The sequence below is a fragment of the Methanofollis fontis genome (assembly GCF_004297185.1).
GTDB classification, from domain to species: domain Archaea; phylum Halobacteriota; class Methanomicrobia; order Methanomicrobiales; family Methanofollaceae; genus Methanofollis; species Methanofollis fontis.
Window position 1 is genome coordinate 446,423 of record NZ_PGCL01000003.1, and the last position, 18,261, is coordinate 464,683.

The window sequence follows — 18,261 nt, forward strand, 5'->3', positions numbered from 1 at the left end:
GTATAACACCCCCTACCCGAGTACATCCAGCACGGTCCGGACAAACGCCGGAAGGTCGTCCGGGCTCCGGCTCGATACAAGATTTCCATCCACAACCACCTCCTGATCCAGAAAATCGGCGCCTGCGTTCCTGATATCGATCTCGATCGAACGCCACCCGGTCACCCGTCTTCCGTCCAGCACCCGTGCCGAGATCAGGAGTTGCGGGCCATGACAGATGACAAAGACGGGTTTCCCCTTCCTGACAAAATCTCGCACGAACCGGACCGGTTCAGGAAAAGCACGCAGCCGATCCGGCGAGTAGCCCCCCGGGATCAGGAGGGCATCATAATCATCGATTGAAGAATCCCTGACTGATACATCGATACGAACAGAACTGGCATCGGTCTTCCCCTTCACCATACTCCCTGCCTTCAGCCCGAGATTGACAACCTCATGGCCAGCGGACCGGATGGCACGCACCGGCACAGTGTACTCCGAATCCTCAAACATCCCGTCAATCAGAACAGCAACCCGTTTCATGATCGTCCCCCATACACCGGGTTCTGTTCTCCCCATATCAAGATATCGTCACAACCTGAAGGAGGGAGGGCACTGCCCCCTGATCTCTTCCCCTCCCGCAGCATGATATCCACGCCCGAAGTTCCCCCCTCCCTGATCCACCGGGGACCCCCGGACATATAGCATCATACGGTTTATGGCCCGGAGTTGCCATTGGAGAGCGGGAAAAATTCCCGGTACACGGCACGGCGTTCATCGAGATCGGTATGCAGGTAGACTTCGGTCGTCTTGATGGACGAGTGCCCCAGGTTCTCCTGCACCACCCTGAGATTTTTGGAGCGCCGGTAGAGTTCGGAGGCATAACTGTGGCGGATCTTGTGAGGAGTGATGCCGGGAGGGGCATATTTTCGGAAGATCCTCTGGATCGTCCGGGGAGAAATGTGGTGCCCCTGCTGACCCACAAAGAGCGGCCCCATGATCCGATGCCCAATATGACGATCAATTTCCGAAAGAGTCGCCTCATCCACAAAAACAACACGGATTTTGTCCCCTTTCCCGGTTACCCGTATCGTATGCTCCTCGAAGTCAATATCCTCAATATTCATATTGCACAGTTCAGAAACCCGAACGCCAGTCGCATATATCAACCGAACAATTAACCGATCGGCAGGATCGTCAATAGAATTGATCAAACGCACCACCTGACTGTGCTTCAGGTATTTTAAGTCCTGATTTTTTATCCTGGGCCTTTCAACACCAAGCATCGGGTTCACCGACACGCCGCCCTGAGCATAGAGATACGAATAAAATGACGCAAGCGTCGAAATCATTCGATGGAGAGTTTTCGGCTTATATTCATACTGTTCTGCAAGAGAAGAGAAATAATCAGTAACAATCGCGGTTGAAACAGCAACACACACATCGCACCTCGCCCCGTCCACCTCATCCGGCCCGAAGGATCGCCGGTCACCACCCGCATGCTGCCGGAGGAAGACATAACGGGCAAAATGCCGTACCGTCTGCTCATAACTTCGGACCGTCCGAGGCGAATAATTCCTCATCCTTAAGTATCCCACATATCGATCAAGCCATTCTGGAAAAAATCCACTATCCATCCATTATTTTGTCTGTTTTGCCCACATATAACTTTGTCGCAGAATATACATTTGGCGACAACCCCAAAAAGATCCAGGATTGCCGACCTGAAAAGAGAGAGAAAACAGGACGCCAGGATCAAAACAATAAGAGGATGTAAAATAGGCCCGAATTTAATTCCAAAAAACCAATAGGAACCGCCACCCCACCCAGACACCAACAAAGAAATGGACACCAAAATAGTCCCAATTTATCGTTTTTCAATGAGATACAAGAGCCAGATTTCCGACCCACAATCCCAAACCATTGACATCCACAATTAATACCAAAATAGTGCCCTCAAAAAGAGAGAATACAATGTTTTTCCACAAACATTCGCAGATTCAGAGTTTTCACCACCCAGACGCCAGATGCCCCGGACTCCGGCACCCCCACCCAACAGCCACTCATTCGCCCCCACAACACCTGCAATATATTTCATCAAGCCCGGGCGAATGAGAACCCCAATAAAGAGCAATTGAAAACACAACTTATTTGATTGGCAAACACCATTCGATGATTAAATGAGCAGAGATTACAATATTAAGGGAAAAAAGAGAGGGAGATGGACGCCAGAGGAAGACATGACCCTCACCCAATTAATGGATCAACACCAGGACATGTATATCGCGGCACGTTTGATGGAGAGATCATACTCCTCCATTGCCCACAGATATAAGAAGTTAAAGAATCCCGAAATATTCGATTACGAACGAGATCGAGCAAAAAAATATTATAATAATCTAGATCTCGACGGACTTCTGAACGTTCGCCTCAAGACAATGAACCAACACATACAGCAACCATCCCTGATAAAAAAGAATGCGAATGTGCTCGAATTGGGAGTTGGAGACTTAAAAGAAATCTGGGAGAAGCAGAGAGGAAAATGTTTCTATTCCGGAGTTGAAATGAGCACAGATCCCAGGGATCCCCGTTGCCTGTCCGTGGACCGAATTAACCCAGACGAAGGCTACACCAAGAACAACGTCGCATTATGCTGCTCCATCATCAACTCATGCAAACGAGAGCACAAAGCTAGAGATTTCATAAATATGTGCATATCCGTTGCGAGACATTTCGAAAATATCAACCCGGACAACCATTTATCAGAACGCCTTTGACAGCATAAACTCGGCCGGAGTGGAATTCAGAGCATTCAGGCACGGTTGAAATGTTTCAAAACACCGACCCCCCAAAATTCAATCAGGATGATCGAATGGGGGAAGGCCAAAACCGGACACTGAGGAATTTTTAGAGTTCCAGGGGGAAAAGCCCGGAGAATTCCCGGCAGCCGCCGCAATGGAGAATACATTTTGCCGTCGAATACACCCCACAATCACCCATACCAGAAAAATTCAGGGGAGGGGAGAAAATGTGTCAATTTTTACTGCCGAAGACAAATAGAATCCCATTGCGGGCACCGATGTAAATTGCCAGGAAATAACCGCGGTTTCAACGGCGATCCGATTTAGAAGCGAGACCCGGCCACCCCCCTGGACGAAAATGATTGAATGAGAGTTTCATTCTTGTTTTTTAAATAACGCCCCATAAACCGGGCCTTTTTGAAAGCCTCCTGCCCGGAGAAGAATACCTGTTCCCCCCATTTTCATTTCAGGATCAGCAAAGACCCCTCACATCCTCCACCCATAAACCATATGATGCTATATGTAAGCGGCGCCCCCAGAACCGGCTCTCACCACCCGCCACGCACCCACACACCACAGAAAAAAGTCGACGACCACGCCCCGCCGTCCACCACGTATGGAACAGCACCAGACAGAAAATGATGATGACCCACGCCGGATCACAATCGTCGCTGACCGCCCTTTGCGTTGATCACAAAGGGAAGCAGACCACAAAGCCAGCGATAACCGAACCTGCCGTGACGCTGGGACCCACCATACGATCAGCGGATCACTTGCATCCCCCGCATGTGTGGCGACGACTGAACGCTCCCAGGCGCGTTGGAGGCCCAACCATTCATCTGCCGGGAATCTGATGATGGCCAGATAATTCAGATCCACGATCATGGACGATGCACCCCTCGCCACAACCGATCCTGCACAGCGATCGGCGCACCCCAAAGAGGGGAGACGCCACAGCACAACTCCCCCCCCGGTTCTTCTCTCCAAATATTACGCGGAAGGTATCCCGGCGATCAGGCGCATGAGGACCGGATCGCCCTTACAGCGGGTGCCGGAATGGCGTGCCGAAGACAGAGGAGCATGAAGGGCCCGGCGGGCAGGACAATTTAGAGAGGAGCTTTCGGATAAGACCCCCTGCCGATCCGGAAAGGCTCAAAAGAGGGTCTCGCCCCCTCAGATGCAGAAGAGTTCAACCACCACCCGGACAACTCCGCCGAATTTTCCTATCAGGCGCCATTGCACCGGATAGAAAAAGAAACAGGAGATTATAACCGATTTTTCAGGACGAAAACACCACAAATATAAACCATATCATGCGATATACAAAGAAGACCGATCAGGGCAGGGAGATCGAAGGCAGGAGAGATCATCAGATGAAGGAATCAGCAGACCGTGCTGAAGAGATCAAGAAATACCGGAAATTCAGAAAGGTTGAAGGTTCGACCTACCATCGAGTAAACCAGTTTCTCAGGAAACACACCTACATCACTGCACGAGAGTGGGCAATCGCCCGCCTCTGTGCTGATTTCCAGACGACGAGCGGAGCGGAGATGACATTCATCGGCGCACACCTCCCCGAACTCGTCCCATTCATGACCGAGCCCTACACCCCGCAGGCGGTCAATCAGGCAAGAAACGCCTTTAAAAATAAGGTGAAAATGGCCGGAGCCACGTTTTTTTACGGGGCCCTCTGCGGCTTTTTTACAACCGAGGAGCTTGACGATATCCTGTTCGAAGCAAGCGAGGTCGCCCGTTTCCTCATGGAGATCGAGGGGACCAACCTGGGGATCGATGAGGAAATCGAACTCGAAGACCGGGTTTCAGAGGTAATGAAAAAAGTCTCCCGTTCATCGGCAGAACTGCTCAATGAAAGGATGAAAAATGCGCACCATGGTGAGGATACATGAAGATAATTCAGGTTGTCGGCAGATCAAACAGTGGTAAGACCACATTTATCGAAGCCCTGATCCCCATTCTCAGGGAGCAGGGAAGTATCGCAGTCATAAAGCACCTCGGACATGATCGCTTTGCGGTCAATGAGGGAAAGGACACCTCCCGCTACATGGCGGCAGGCGCCGATCGATCGGTCGGCATCGACGATATCAAATCGGTCGCAATTCTGGACACCGCCGACCTGAAGACTGCCCTCACCGAGATATGCGATGCCGGAGTCGAGGTCTGTATCATCGAAGGCTTCAAAACCATCCCCTTCCCGAGAATTGTGATCGGCGACCTGGAAACAGAGGGGGCGGTCCTGAGAAATCCGTCGACTGCAGACGTCATCTCTTCTCTCGCCCTGTTTGAAGACTACTACACGATGCAGGGAGTGGTCAGAGAACTCAGGCGGACCATATCCACCGAACGGGCAGGCTGCATCCTCACCTTCAACGGTCTCGTGCGGGAGATCACCGGAGACCAGCGGACCGAATACCTGGATTTCGCCCCCTCCATCGATCCCATCATCGAAAGCCTCGAAGAAGAGGCCAGAAACACGCCCGGCGTCATCGGCGCCAGATTCCACCACCAGAAAGGAAGACTCTGTGCAGGAGAGGACATCACCTACTTTGCACTGATCGCCGAACACCGGCAGGAGGCCTTCGCCGCAATGAGCCGCGCCATCGACCGCCTCAAGAGTGAGGCACACAATAAACCGTGAGGAGAGTGCATGAGCGAAACAAGAGTTCAAAAGAGATTGTTCGGAACGAACGGAGTACGGGGCATCGTTGGATCAGATATGACCGCCGACCTGGTGATGCGGATCGGCAAGGCGCTCGGCAGCATGCGGGGCGGACGGATCGCCGTCGGGCGGGACACACGGACATCAGGAGAGGCGCTGTCATCCGCCATCTCTGCAGGGCTGATGGCAACCGGATGTGATGTTGTCGACTGCGGCGTCCTGCCCACCCCTGCACTCCAGTACATCGTCAGGGACCACTTTGATGCCGGGGCCATGATCACCGCTTCCCACAACCCCCCGGAGTACAACGGCGTCAAGATCATCGAACCAGACGGGACCGAGATGGGCGATCAGGAAACCCTGAAACTTGAAGACCTCATCTTTTCAGGCGACTTCAAAGAGGTCGCATGGGAACGGGTCGGGCAGAAGACCGAGGACAAAAACCTGCGCACCACCTATGTCGATGCCATCGTCAACCATTTTCCCGCAGGTGCGGGCGACGGCATGACCGTCGTCGTTGACCCCGGTTCCGGACCGGCGGCAGAGACCACCCCGCAGATCCTCACCCGCCTCGGCTGCCGGGTCCATACCATCAATGCCCGCATGGACGGGCGGTTCCCGGGCCGACTCCCTGAACCAAGTCCGGAAGGGCTTGCCCCCCTCGCAGAGATGGTCAGGGCGACAGGCGCCGCCTTCGGTGTCGCCCACGACGGTGATGCTGATCGGGCCGTGTTTGTCGATGATCAGGGACGATATATCGAGGAGAACATGGAGTTCGGCCTGATAGAAGGACACATCTGCAGCGGACGGACGGGAATTGTGGTTACTCCGGTATCGACCTCCATGATTGCAGAGACCGTCGCCGGAAAGAATGACTGTCGGGTCGAATTCACCCCGGTCGGCAGCATATATGTCGCCAGAAAAATGCGAGAACTCATCGCCGCAGGTGAGAAAGTCGCTTTTGGCGGTGAAGGGAATGGAGGGCTGATTTTTCCCGAACACCAGTTCTGCCGCGACGGGGGGATGACCGCTGCCATGATGGTCGCCGTCCTGCACGCCCGGGGAGAGAAACTCTCGACTCTCGTCGATGCAATGCCCTCCTACCGGATTATCAAAGAGAAGGTAAAAACCGCCCATGCCGAGGAGGTCATCGCCACCCTGAAAGAACGGCATTCAACGGAGCGGATCGACTGCCGGGACGGGATCCGGATCAACCGGGAGGGAGCATGGGCACTTGTCCGCCCCTCGGGCACCGAACCCATGATGCGCATAATCGTGGAGGCAACCGACGACTCCACCTGTCAGGAATTTTTCGAGGAGATAATGGAGAGCATTCATGCTGCAGCCCCGGATCTTCTCGAACCGCAGGCCGGCCACCAATAAATACACCCAATATTTAAAACATTTTATAATGCACACCGCCATCACTCCCGGATCTCTTTTTCACCATATCAGACCGGTTCAATACATGTAATATTCTTCAATTTGTTATTGGGAATATAATATCAAAAGTCACCAGAGGGAAACTTTTTTAACTATTGTTGGATTATATTTTGGTAGGAAGAACCTTGCCCAATAATGAAGTTGAGATCGTAAACCGGATACATTCGGTCGTGGCACGAGGAAACGAAGACGAGATTGAAGTTCTTCTGAGTGACATCTCGCAGATTCCCCGCAGAAAAGAGAAGAAGGAATTGCTGGAGACAATCCATGCCACCATTCTCGAAACCGCCTTTCGTGAAAACCACCCGGAACTGGCCAGACTTCCAGTCATTCTTCCCAAAAATGAGATTTATGATTATATCCACAGGGCAACCCATCATTTTATCGATACCAAAGAGCCCGCATGGCTGAACGCCGTTTACGATCTTGCCGAATCTCTTGACCGGAAAAGTTCACAGTCCCAGATCCTCTCTGAAGTCACAAAAAACCTCATCGAATCCGGCGTGGATCACGCAGATGCCGACCTGATTGAGGCGGGCATGAAAACATTCCATCAGATCAGTTTCAGAAAATACCGCTCGGCGATTCTGATGGACATTGTTCCCCTGCATATTGTCTGGAGCATCACCATCCGCGACACCACTCTCCTGAAGGAGGCGCTCGGTCTGATCGAAGGGATAGGAGATATATCCAAACGTTCCCTTCTCCAGAGCGAGGTCACGAAGGCCATCGGGCGGATCGGGATTGCAAAGAGGGAATTTAATCTGATCATCGATGCACTCAGGGATGCCGCAGGGATCAAACAGAAGATCCGCCGGACAAACAGCATCGATTCGATTATCGGTCAGGTATGGAAATCACCCCTTGGCTCCTCGATATCAGATATTCCGGCAGTGCTTGCCCGGATGGAGGGGCTGGAGGAGGAGCAGATCTCAGAGATCACCGCCGCACTTATCGGTGAGAAGATCAGACGCGCCCATGACAAGGGCGCCGTCATATCACACCTGGAAGAGGTGCTGAAAGAGTATCCCTTCACCCTCCAGGCCACCATCACCGAATTGTTAAAGGCAGCGGAACACTTCGGAGACCCATATTATCTTGAATCGGCACTCAGGTTCAATACTCAGCTCTCTCCATCCGATGAAGTCCAGATCAGAGAGATCATCCGTGCGGGAATCTCGGTCGTCGAACGGACAGGAGAGGCAAAGTTTCTGCTTGACATCGTCCCGATCGTCGAAGAAGCCGTCACCGGACCGCGGGCCTATGCAATCTATCTGCAGCTCGTCCACACCATGCTCCAGCGGGGCGCCTTCACCCATGCCGTCGACATCTATACCAGAATCACTTCATTCACGGAGCTCATCCAGACAGGCACCCAGTTCTGGGACACCTCGGTGATGCTAGTCAGTGCAGGTGTCCTCAGGGACCGCGTCGACCAGATACGGGATCAGGTGTTCGCGCGGATGGATACAGAGACCAGGGAGAATCTGATCCAGAGGAGCATTGCAGATATCTGCAAACATACGAGTCTGGGCGAGATCATTCATCATATCTCCTCCCTTGTCGCCCTTGCCGGAATGCACCGACACCGGGATGAACAACTCCTGATGGCGATAGACCTGCTGATCGAACGCCGGTTTATTGAAACACTCGATCCGTCCTATCTCGTAGAAATTGCCCGTCAGATCTCAAACACCGGCATATCCGGGATAGCCGTCTCCAGAATCGTTACCAATATTGCGGATTTCGGCGTCAGCCATCGAAACAGGGACTATCTCCAGCGGGCAGTCGGACTGACCTGTGAGATCAGGGGACAGAAGACCCGTTCAGAGGCGCTCTGCAGCGTGATCGACCGCGCCGCCGATCTGGCCGTCAATCAGGGCGATCTCACCCTTCTGAAACGGATGCGCAGCTGGACAGACCCCCTGCTCGAAAAGGAGTACGGCCTCTACACCACCGGAAATATCGTCCTCGGGATGGTAAAATACGGGATCGATAAGAAGGCACCGCATGCGCTGGAAAACGCCTATGATATCGCCGGTGAGATCGATGATCCCTCACTGAGGCAGCAGCTGTATGAACAGATCATCGAGGGGTATATTCGGGTCGGTTGTCTGATGATGAGAGAGGCCATCAGCGCCGAGAACAGGGACCTCCTTGAGACGCGGATTTCAGTGTTCAGGCGGGCGACCGACATCCTGCGGGTTACGGTTACCGAACGCCGGTATTCGATCCGGATTGCACGCGGCATCGATATCATCACCGAATATGTGCATCAGACAAAAAACCCCTATTATTCCATACCGCTCGTGATGTTCGTTCTTGAGATCAAGAGCGCGGTTGAGCGGGATGCCATGATCACGAGGGTGGCAACCGAGTTCGAACCCTATATCGATGATGTTGCCTCAACCGATCCCTATGAGATGATGGCCTTCCTCCTCCAGCGTCTGGAGCATGCGAAGGGTCTGCCCGAGGTGATGGAGCTGACCAGATCCCTGCTCATGCGGATCGGAAACCTCTACACACGATTTTCAGGAATGTGCACCCTCGCAGAAGGTTATCTGAGGTTGCATGACACCGAACGCGCCGCCGAGATACTGGGCGATGTCAGGAGGGGGACGGCGGATATGGGGATCCCCCATGAACGGGCACTGATCCTCTCAGATAGTGCGGGACTGATCGCCAGGATCGACATCGATGCAGGCTACGAGTCTTTTGAGGAGGCCTTCACCCTTCTTCCAGAAATCGATCCGGAAATGGGCGGGATTGTCAGGAAACATCTCGTGTTCTCCCTTGTGAGTCTCCATGCCCTGAGAGCGGATGAAACCAATACGGCCATTGCGATCAGGCTGATCAATGCAATTGAGGAACCGGTGGATTTCGTGAACTCGCTTGTGGCGGCCTTCGGGATTGTGATCCAGGGAGGGCAGACACAGGATGTGATGGAGAGCATCTATGCCGGAATCGACGAAATTCCTCTTGCCTATGACCGTGCGTCAATGCTACTTTCCGTGGTCCCGATCGCCCAGAAATATGGTGAAAACGGCGATGCGGAGCGTCTGCTCAGAGAGGCGACCAACCTGACAGACGAGATCATGATCCCTCTTGTCGCCGCCATGGTGAGAAAAGGGATCTGCCAGATGTATCTCATGCTCTCGACGGCCGAACACAACGAAGATTATCGGAACGAAGGGATTCGGGTCATCGAGACAATTGAAGAAGAGATCATCAGGCACCGGATCTTCCAGCAGCTCGGGTTAAAGGATGAGAAGGGGATCACCGATCCCGCCTATAAACGTCTGATGGAGGCGACCCAGGAGATGCTCGCTGCAACTCCCAATCACCCGGATCTCTCTTCGATCGAGTACCTCATCGAAAGCCTATCCGACCGCGCTCAGAGAGCCAGATACTGTTTTGAACTGTTCCTTCTGCTTCATGAAGCCGAACGGGAGCGTGCTGCAGATGCCATTCTCCTCTTCGGCCTTGACGAAGCGAGCATCATTCGCCCGCTGTCCAGACGTGTATATGTCCTCTGCGACCTTGCGCTCTCCCTCCATGAGGCAGGAGAGAGGAAAAAGAGCAGGGACATCATCGGCATGGCGGTGAACGCCGCCACCAATATCAGACAGGACGATCTCAGGGACGAGGTGTTCAATGAACTCGATGTCGCCATGCGGATCATCCAGGAGGAAAGAATGTGAATTCGATCCGGATCAGGATCTCGGGTCGTGTTCAGCATGTTGGATTTCGGGCGTGTACCAGGAAGATCGCCGTCAACCTTAGACTTGGAGGTTCGGTCAGGAACCTCGATGACGGCGCCGTGGAGATCCTCGCCACCGGCGATATGGCGGTTCTTGAAAAATTTATTGGGATGCTTTATGGCTGCCCCCGGGCCGTGATCAGGGATATTGAAGTCAAAGAAATTCCTCTCCTCCATCAGGATGGCTTTTTTGTCCTCAGAAACACAATTCAATAAACCGGGGAGAATACATTCCCTTTCAGCAGTGCGTCGCAGTAATCCCGCACAACCGCCGCCACCGCCTCCTCACGGATCGAACGGTGCAGCCGCGGCAGCAATTCTCCAATCAGATCATCAGAGAGATAGCAGCGCCGCTCTCCGATCTCATATGCCGTTTCGGCAATCCCTTCTCTGGCCATTGAAAACACCGTCTCATCCACCATCACCGGCTGGAAACCATCGATAATGTCCCGGATCAGTCCGTCGTCCCCATCATGCAGCACACCGGCACAGGGGTCAAGCCCCGCAGCGGCAACCATCGTTCCGGCGACACCGAACAGCACGGCATACCCAAATGAAAGCATTGCATTGACGGGATCACGGTGAGGGCGCTCTGTTCTCCTCCTGAACCCCAGTTCAGGCGGAAGCGTCCGGGCCATGATCTCATAGTACATATCCCTCAGATATTTATGGAGACGTCTGATCTCCTCCATCCGGACAAGATACTGAATTTCCTCACGTGAACTCTGAAGAAGATCGAGTTCGCCCTCGTACAGCAGGCTCCATCCATGAGAATGGCCGTATCGCTCTATCGCAAGAATCCGGGAATCAACACCGGCTTTCGCAAAGACAAGGGCATAGTTGTGTTTTGAAGCGCGCCGTTGCGCCTCCCTCAGGCGCTCCTGATAGCAGTCACCACGGAGAGCAATCCTCCCTGCCGCCTTCCCGTCCGCGTCAAAAAAAGAGATCGGTATCCCGGCACGTGAAAGGGAGATGACAGCAGAGGTGTGCAGGGTGTGTCCTCCGATGACGATGAGGTGATCAAGGGTGTTGACCCTGATCTGCTCCTCCCGTCCTCCCCGCCGAATGGTGAGATAGTCTCTCGTCGCCCGTATATGCGCCCCGTGTCCGGCGACCGTGAACCATGCACCCCCCTTATCAGTCGCCATAAAACCGCACCATCTCTCCCCGTAGCGGGTGATCCATCTATTTACTCTGGCATTTTCCCCTACATGAAGGGATCGGTACGTCTGCCGGAACAGATCTCACAAGATTGATGACAGAACAGGGATCAACATCAGTTCATGAGTGCAGGAGCGGGAGCGGAGTGGCACCGCCTCCAGGAGGTGCTGGTGCATGAACCGGGACCAGAGGTCTTTTTCGCCCTCCTGAACCCGGACCATCACCTCTACGAACGGTTCTTCAATCTCGATGCGGCGCAGCGGGAACACCGCAGACTCTGTGAGATCCTTCAGGAGGACTTCGGGGTCAGGATCCGTCGCCTCTGCACATCAATCCTGGACGGGGCAACGGCAGTGCCCGGTGTCAGAGAGGGACTCCTCGGCTGTACCTCTCACCTGCTGGAGGATACACGTCCCCCGGTCCAGGAACGGGACCCCCATCATCTTCTTCTGGCCGCAATCCTCGGATCCCGCCCGGAAGGGCAGGATACCGCTCTCCACGGAACGATGCACAACCTCTACTTCATGCGTGACCAGCAGATATGCACCGATCTCGGCATGGTATCCGGCAGAATGGCGACGACAGAACGCCGACACGAAACCCGCGTCACGAAACTTGCACTGACCGCCCTCGGTGCCGGGCCGGTTGCGTCGGTCACTGAGGGGCACCTGGAAGGCGGGGACTTCATACCGGCAGGGGAGTTTGCCATGATCGGGTGCGGAGGCAGGACCACCTCTGCAGGTATCTCCTGCCTGTTGCAGGAGGGGATCGGTTTCGATGAGGTCGCCGTCGTGCACGAACCCGTCCATCCCCTGATCGGAGGGAGGGATTATATGGTGAATATGCACCTCGACACCTACTGCAACATCTGCGGCGACGGCATCGTCGTCGGTAACCCTGCGCTCCTCAATGCCGCCACCGTCGATCTCCATGTCAGGGAAGGAGCCGGTTATCGGTTTACCGGTGAAAAAAAGAGCTTGAAGGAATTTTTTGCGGAAAAAGACTTCTCGATCGTGCCGATCACGACCCTCGAACAGGTCTGCTATGCCTCCAATTTTCTCTGCGTCAGGGACCGGGAGTGTGTTGCCGTGGATACCGGACAGATCGCCCCCCTCATGCTGGAACGGCTCAGGCAACGGGCGAATACAGCGCCGGAGACCTGGGGGCACCTGTGTGCGCAGGCGGAGAGGGATTACCGTCGCCTTCGCGGGGAGGCGGAATTTTTCCCGTATAAACGCGAGGTCTATGCCGAAGGTCTGGAGATGACACCGCTCGGGCTGAAAAACGCCACCGGCGGGTATGGCGGCGCCCATTGCATGACCTGCCCGATCAGGCGGGGGTGATGCGCGTTCCCGACTCACCTGCAAGCGCCGATTCGGCGTCGTCGAGATGGGCGATCACCGCACACGTGTCAGTGCGCTCCACAAACCTGACGGCCGCGGCCACCTTCGGCGCCATCGATCCCTCTTCGCATTCACCAGCGGCCAGAAGATCTCCGGCGCCTTTGAGATCCATCGACCGGATCAGGAGCTGATCAGCGGTGCCAAAACCGGTATAGACGCCAGGAACATCGGTGAGCATCATCAGGAGATCGGCGCCGATCCCCTCGGCGATATATGCGGCGGCACGATCCTTGTCCACCACCGCCTCCACACCGGCAAGATGCCCCTCCCGCCAGATCACCGGCACCCCTCCACCGCCGCCCGCGATCACCACGGCCCCCGCATCAAAGAGCGTTCTGATGGCATCGATCTCCAGGATTGTTACCGGAGAAGGAGACGGCACGATCCGTCGCCACCCCCTGCCCTCTGTTTTTCTCATCTGCCAGCCCTCGTCCTCGATGATCCGGCGCGCCTCGGCATCGGTATAATAGGGACCGATCCCCTTCGTCGGATCATGAAAGGCGGGATCGTCGGGATCGACGAGGGTCCGGGTGAGCAGGGTTACGACCGGCGTCCTGACAGACCGCATCGAGAGACGCTCCTCCATACGCTGCTGGATCATGTAGCCGATCATCCCCTGCGATTCAGCCCCGCAGACATCAAGAGGCATCCTCGGAACCGCTTCTCTGGCGCACTCGTTCTGGAGCAGGATATCCCCGACCTGTGGGCCGTTGCCGTGGGTGATCAGGATACGATGACCCGCCGCCGCCATCCGGGCCAGCGGAGCGACGGCGGTGTCGATATGGCCAAGTTGTTCCTCCGCCGTACCCTCCTCCCGATAACGAATGATCGCGTTTCCACCGAGTGCTGCAACAATCTTCATCCCATCACCTCAGGCAGAGCACCGAATACACCTGCCGATTGTCCCCCTCATCACGGACCACACCATGAATCTCTGTCTCAAATCCTGGAAACGTAGCATCAAAGTCCTCATATACCTTCAAAAATGTGATGATCTCGCCATCTTTCGGACCGAGTCCCTCACCGGGCATCCAGATCGGGATGCCCGGCGGATAGGGGACCACCATCACCGCCGCCGTTCGCCCTGCAACCTCTCCGACAGGCACTTTTTCAGCCTCTCCGGCGATCATACGCCGGTATGCCTCCGCAGGTGTCATCGAGGGTTCAGGAATCCGCGCAATGACATTTTTCAGGAGGGATGAGATCCTCTGTTCACAGAGATAGGCATGCATCTCATTGCAGAGATCTGCAAGCCCCATCCCTGCATACCTGTGTGGATATGCTCGATCCAGACCGGGGAACACCGAATCAAGCGGTGCATTGTCATCATAGGCGTCCTTGAACTCAAAGAGTTGTGCAATCAGTGTCCCGGACTTTCCCTTCGATATTCCCATTGTGAAGAGAACAAGGAAGGAGTAAAATCCGATTTTTTCCACCACAATACCCCGCTCCTGAAGAAACCGTGCGACGATCACGGCGGGTATCCCGAATTTCTCCATACCGCCGTCGACATCGATCCCGGGCGTGAGGATGGTCACCTTGGCAGGGTCGAGCATGCAGTAGCCATCATCAATACCTGAAAAACCATGCCAGCGCTCGCCGGAACGCAGGGTCCAGAATTCCCGCTGAGCCAGAAGAGCACCGTTATCACCATCGAGCATCCGGGGTTTCAGGGAGAGGATCTCATCGGAACCATGGAGCTCGCCGTGACCGGGCTGCCAGAGGGAGAACCACCACCGCCGCTCCGCCTCCACCTCGTCCTCTGCCACCTGCCGGGAGAGCTGCACCATCTTCTGCCTGAAGATCACCGCCTCCTCGATGGTGTCGGCGATCAGAACCGTCCCCGAGTCTCCTTCCATCATCTTTGCAGCGACATCGAGGGAGGCGACGATGCTGTACTGCGGCGAGGTCGAGGTGTGCATCATGAACGCCTCATTGAAGACACCGGGATCGATCCGCCGCTCTTCCGGCGAGTGGGCGTCGCCGATATGGATCATCGAACCCTGTGAGAAGGCCGCAAGCACCTTGTGCGTGGACTGCGTGGCAAAGACCGCCGGGTAACCCGGACCCTTCTCCCCTTCCGCCATCGCATACCGCCCCTCATACAGGGGATGAAACCGGGCATAGCCGTACCAGGCCTCATCAAAGTGCAGGCAGTCGGTCAGACCGGAGAGGCAGTGACCGATCACCCCGGTGTCATAGCAGAGACCGTCATAGGTGGAGTTCGTGACGACTGCAAGGCGCGGCAGGCGTCCGGCATCGCCAACAAGAGGATGGGAGGCACATTTCTGTCGGAGGTTCTCCGGATCGAACTCAGATGAACGGATCGGGCCGATGATTCCATAACTGTTGCGTGTCGGCGTCAGGTACACCGGTACGGCCTGCGTCAGGATGATCGCATGCATCACCGATTTATGGCAATTCCTGTCCACCAGCACAATGTCGCCCGGACGGACACAGGACGAGAAGACGATCTTGTTTGATGTGGAGGTTCCGTTGGTGACAAAATACGTGCGATCCGCTCCGAAGATCCTGGCGGCATTCGCCTCGGCCTCGCCGACGACACCGGTGTGCTCAAGGAGGGAACCGAGTTCGGGCACCGAGACCGAGAGATCCGACCGGAGGGTGTTTTCTCCATAGAACTGGAAGAAGAGTTTCCCCACCGGCGATTTGAGGAATGCGGCCCCGCCGGTATGGCCCGGCGTGTGCCAGGCGTAGTTGTATTCCTGCGTGTACCTGACCAGTTCTCCGAAAAACGAGGGGAGAAGACGGTCGAGATAATCACCGGTGACATCCTCGATGCGCCCTGCAATGAAACGGGGGGTGTTGTCCAGTTTCCAGAAATAACCGTCTATTGAACGGATCACTTCAAGGGGAATCTCACTGATCGACGGTTTTCTGGTGAACAGGAAGATCGGGAGGTCACGATTTCTCCTGCGGATTGTCCGGACCATCTCAACAGGGCCTGGAGACGCCGTCGAGGGGGGCTGGAGGTCCCAATCGAGCAGCACACCGGCAATCTCGGGATAGGTGGAACGATAGATCGAAAGACCATCTTCGACCGTCAGGGCCTCCATCACCCTGAAATCAAGGTCTTTGAGGTGCTTGATGATCTCGCGCAGTGCAAGACCGCCCGCACTTTCTGTGTGGAGGTCTGAATCAATGATCAGGATTGAGAGATCAAGGCTGCTATACCACTCCATACCATCACTCCGGCGTGAACGGACATCCCCTGCAGAGCGTCTGCCCGGACCGTTATCACTGAACTGGAATAGCGATCAATTATGTCTTGTGGCCCGAAGAGATCCGGGAAGTGCACCTCAACGCTGCCACCATAAACTGAAAAAAAAGGTCCGAACCCCCTGATCAGGCTGTATCCCGAACACAGGGGTTCGCGCATGTGCCGTGTAGCACAGCAGATTATTCTTCGGTCTTCTCTTCCTCAACCAAGGAGATGCTCCGCATCGAGGGGAAGAGGATCACTTCCTTGATCGAATTGTTGCCGGTGATGAGCATGATCAGACGGTCGATGCCGATACCGACACCGCCGGTCGGCGGCATGCCGTAGCCGATGGCATTGATGAAGTCATAATCGATCATCTGCGCCTCGAGATCCCCGAGACGGCGCTTTTTATCCTGTTCCTCAAAGCGCTCCTTCTGGTCGATCGGATCGTTCAGCTCAGAGAACCCATTTGCCAGCTCCATACCAAAGACGAAGAGCTCGAACCGCTCGGTGAAACCTGGCTTTGAGCGATGGCGCTTCGCAAGCGGGGAATTTTCCACCGGGAAATCATGGATGAAGGTCGGCTGAATCAGTTTATCCTCGCAGTAATGCTCGAAGAAGAGCACGAGGAAGTCGCCCTTTGTCTCCGCCCCCTCATATTTCTCCATACGTTCGCTTTCGGCAATACGGCGGAGTTCTTCGACCGGCGTGTCCATCACCGAAATGCCGGCATACTCCCGCACGGCGTCCTCCATCGAAAGGCGCCGCCAGGGCCTCTCAAAGGAGATCTCGGTCCCTTCAAAGGTGACCGTCGTCTTCCCCAGGGCAGATTCGGCGAGATGCGAGATGATCTCCTCGGTGAGGTCCATCATGTCGTTGTAGTCATGGTAGGCGGCATAGATCTCCACCATGGAGAATTCGGGGTTGTGGTGGGTGTCGATATCCTCGTTCCTGAAGTTCTTGGAGATCTCATAGACCTTCTCAAAACCACCGACAACAAGCCTCTTGAGGTAGAGTTCGGGTGCGATGCGGAGGAAGAGCTGCTGCTCCAGATAGTTGTGATAGGTGGTGAAGGGACGCGCATTGGCCCCGCCATAAACCGGCTGGAGGGTCGGGGTCTCGAATTCGAGGAAGTCCTTTTCATTCAGGAAGTTCCGCAGTTCTGCAATGGTGCGACTGCGCAGGCGGAAGGTCTCCCGCGCCTCCTCGTTCATGATCAGGTCGAGGTAACGCTGCCTGTACCTGGTCTCGGTGTTCTTCAGACCATGGAACTTCTCAGGCATGGCACAGACCGACTTTGCAAGCAGGGAATAGGTGCTGACCCAGACGGTGATCTCACCCATTTTCGTCCTGAACACCCTGCCCGTCACCCCGATGATGTCCCCGGCGTCGAGATATTTTTTAATGAACTCAAACGGTTCATCGCCGATATCATTTTTGCGGATATACAATTGCATCCTTGCCGATTCATCACCGATATCGATGAATATCGTCTTGCCGTGCCTGCGGATCACATAGATCCTGCCGGCGGTGGTGACCTCCTCATCCGAGGGATCGTGGCCGATCTCTGAGAAATGCTCCCTGATCTCGGCAAGAGTGCTTGTTCTCTCAAAATGGGCCGGATAGAAATCGGTTCCGGTCTCAGAGAGGTCGCGATATTTACTGAGTTTTGCCTCGTCAAAACTGATCTGGCTGCTGTCGCTCATGGTGTTCTCCCGGGTGCAGATGTCCACCCGCCGGGGGCCCAACGGGTGAAATGATGCTCTCAATACTTTTTATTCAGGGGTATTAAGGATATCACCGGTCCCTCGAAA

General features: G+C 54.9%; 13 protein-coding genes. 7 read left to right on the forward strand and 6 right to left on the reverse strand.

Annotated elements, in window-relative coordinates; all coding sequences use genetic code 11:
- Positions 1-12 precede the first annotated feature (12 nt).
- Both CUJ86_RS09050 and xerA read right to left on the reverse strand, forming a co-directional pair.
- Positions 13-522, reverse strand: coding sequence for a type 1 glutamine amidotransferase domain-containing protein (locus CUJ86_RS09050; RefSeq protein WP_130647239.1), 510 nt, complete (start codon positions 520-522; stop codon positions 13-15).
- Positions 523-695: 173 nt separating this feature from the next.
- On the reverse strand, positions 696-1,616 hold the full coding sequence (xerA, locus tag CUJ86_RS09055; protein ID WP_130647240.1) for a site-specific tyrosine recombinase/integron integrase: 921 nt from the start codon (positions 1,614-1,616) through the stop codon (positions 696-698).
- 543 nt (positions 1,617-2,159) lie between these two features.
- On the opposite strand from xerA, the gene CUJ86_RS09060 reads away from it, so the two are divergent.
- From CUJ86_RS09060 to CUJ86_RS09085, 6 genes are all read left to right on the forward strand, one after another.
- The gene (locus CUJ86_RS09060) at positions 2,160-2,756 is read left to right on the forward strand and encodes an SANT/Myb-like DNA-binding domain-containing protein (protein ID WP_130647241.1); all 597 of its coding nucleotides are present in this window, start codon (positions 2,160-2,162) and stop codon (positions 2,754-2,756) included.
- 1,397 nt (positions 2,757-4,153) lie between these two features.
- Positions 4,154-4,687 (forward strand): DUF5806 family protein, encoded by a 534-nt coding sequence (locus CUJ86_RS09065; protein ID WP_130647242.1) that lies wholly within the window; start codon positions 4,154-4,156, stop codon positions 4,685-4,687.
- Positions 4,684-5,436: a molybdopterin-guanine dinucleotide biosynthesis protein B gene (gene mobB, locus CUJ86_RS09070; protein ID WP_130647243.1), complete on the forward strand. Its 753-nt coding sequence runs from the start codon at positions 4,684-4,686 to the stop codon at positions 5,434-5,436. Before CUJ86_RS09065 ends, mobB begins: the two co-directional genes overlap by 4 nt.
- A 9-nt stretch (positions 5,437-5,445) precedes the next feature.
- Positions 5,446-6,840, forward strand: a complete 1,395-nt coding sequence (gene glmM / locus CUJ86_RS09075) for a phosphoglucosamine mutase (RefSeq protein WP_130647244.1) — start codon at positions 5,446-5,448, stop codon at positions 6,838-6,840.
- Positions 6,841-7,070: 230 nt separating this feature from the next.
- Positions 7,071-10,601: a hypothetical protein gene (locus CUJ86_RS09080; RefSeq protein ID WP_130647245.1), complete on the forward strand. Its 3,531-nt coding sequence runs from the start codon at positions 7,071-7,073 to the stop codon at positions 10,599-10,601.
- Positions 10,598-10,876 carry an acylphosphatase gene (locus tag CUJ86_RS09085; RefSeq protein ID WP_130647246.1) on the forward strand — a complete coding sequence of 93 codons (279 nt, stop codon included), beginning with the start codon at positions 10,598-10,600 and terminating at the stop codon, positions 10,874-10,876. Before CUJ86_RS09080 ends, CUJ86_RS09085 begins: the two co-directional genes overlap by 4 nt.
- Here the strand turns inward: CUJ86_RS09085 and cas1 are convergent.
- Positions 10,870-11,808 carry a CRISPR-associated endonuclease Cas1 gene (gene cas1, locus CUJ86_RS09090; RefSeq protein WP_130647247.1) on the reverse strand — a complete coding sequence of 313 codons (939 nt, stop codon included), beginning with the start codon at positions 11,806-11,808 and terminating at the stop codon, positions 10,870-10,872. The genes CUJ86_RS09085 and cas1 overlap by 7 nt on opposite strands.
- Positions 11,809-11,943: 135 nt before the next feature.
- Between cas1 and CUJ86_RS09095 the strand changes: the two genes are divergently transcribed.
- Entirely contained in the window at positions 11,944-13,164 is a 1,221-nt protein-coding gene (locus CUJ86_RS09095) for an arginine deiminase family protein (RefSeq protein WP_130647248.1), read from the forward strand.
- On the opposite strand, the gene arcC is transcribed toward CUJ86_RS09095, so the two are convergent.
- From arcC to lysS, 3 genes are all read right to left on the reverse strand, one after another.
- On the reverse strand, positions 13,151-14,086 hold the full coding sequence (gene arcC, locus CUJ86_RS09100; protein WP_130647249.1) for a carbamate kinase: 936 nt from the start codon (positions 14,084-14,086) through the stop codon (positions 13,151-13,153). The genes CUJ86_RS09095 and arcC overlap by 14 nt on opposite strands.
- A gap of 4 nt (positions 14,087-14,090) precedes the next feature.
- Positions 14,091-16,427 (reverse strand): Orn/Lys/Arg family decarboxylase, encoded by a 2,337-nt coding sequence (locus CUJ86_RS09105; RefSeq protein WP_130647250.1) that lies wholly within the window; start codon positions 16,425-16,427, stop codon positions 14,091-14,093.
- Positions 16,428-16,644: 217 nt separating this feature from the next.
- Entirely contained in the window at positions 16,645-18,153 is a 1,509-nt protein-coding gene (lysS, locus tag CUJ86_RS09110; RefSeq protein ID WP_130647251.1) for a lysine--tRNA ligase, read from the reverse strand.
- Positions 18,154-18,261: the final 108 nt, after the last annotated feature.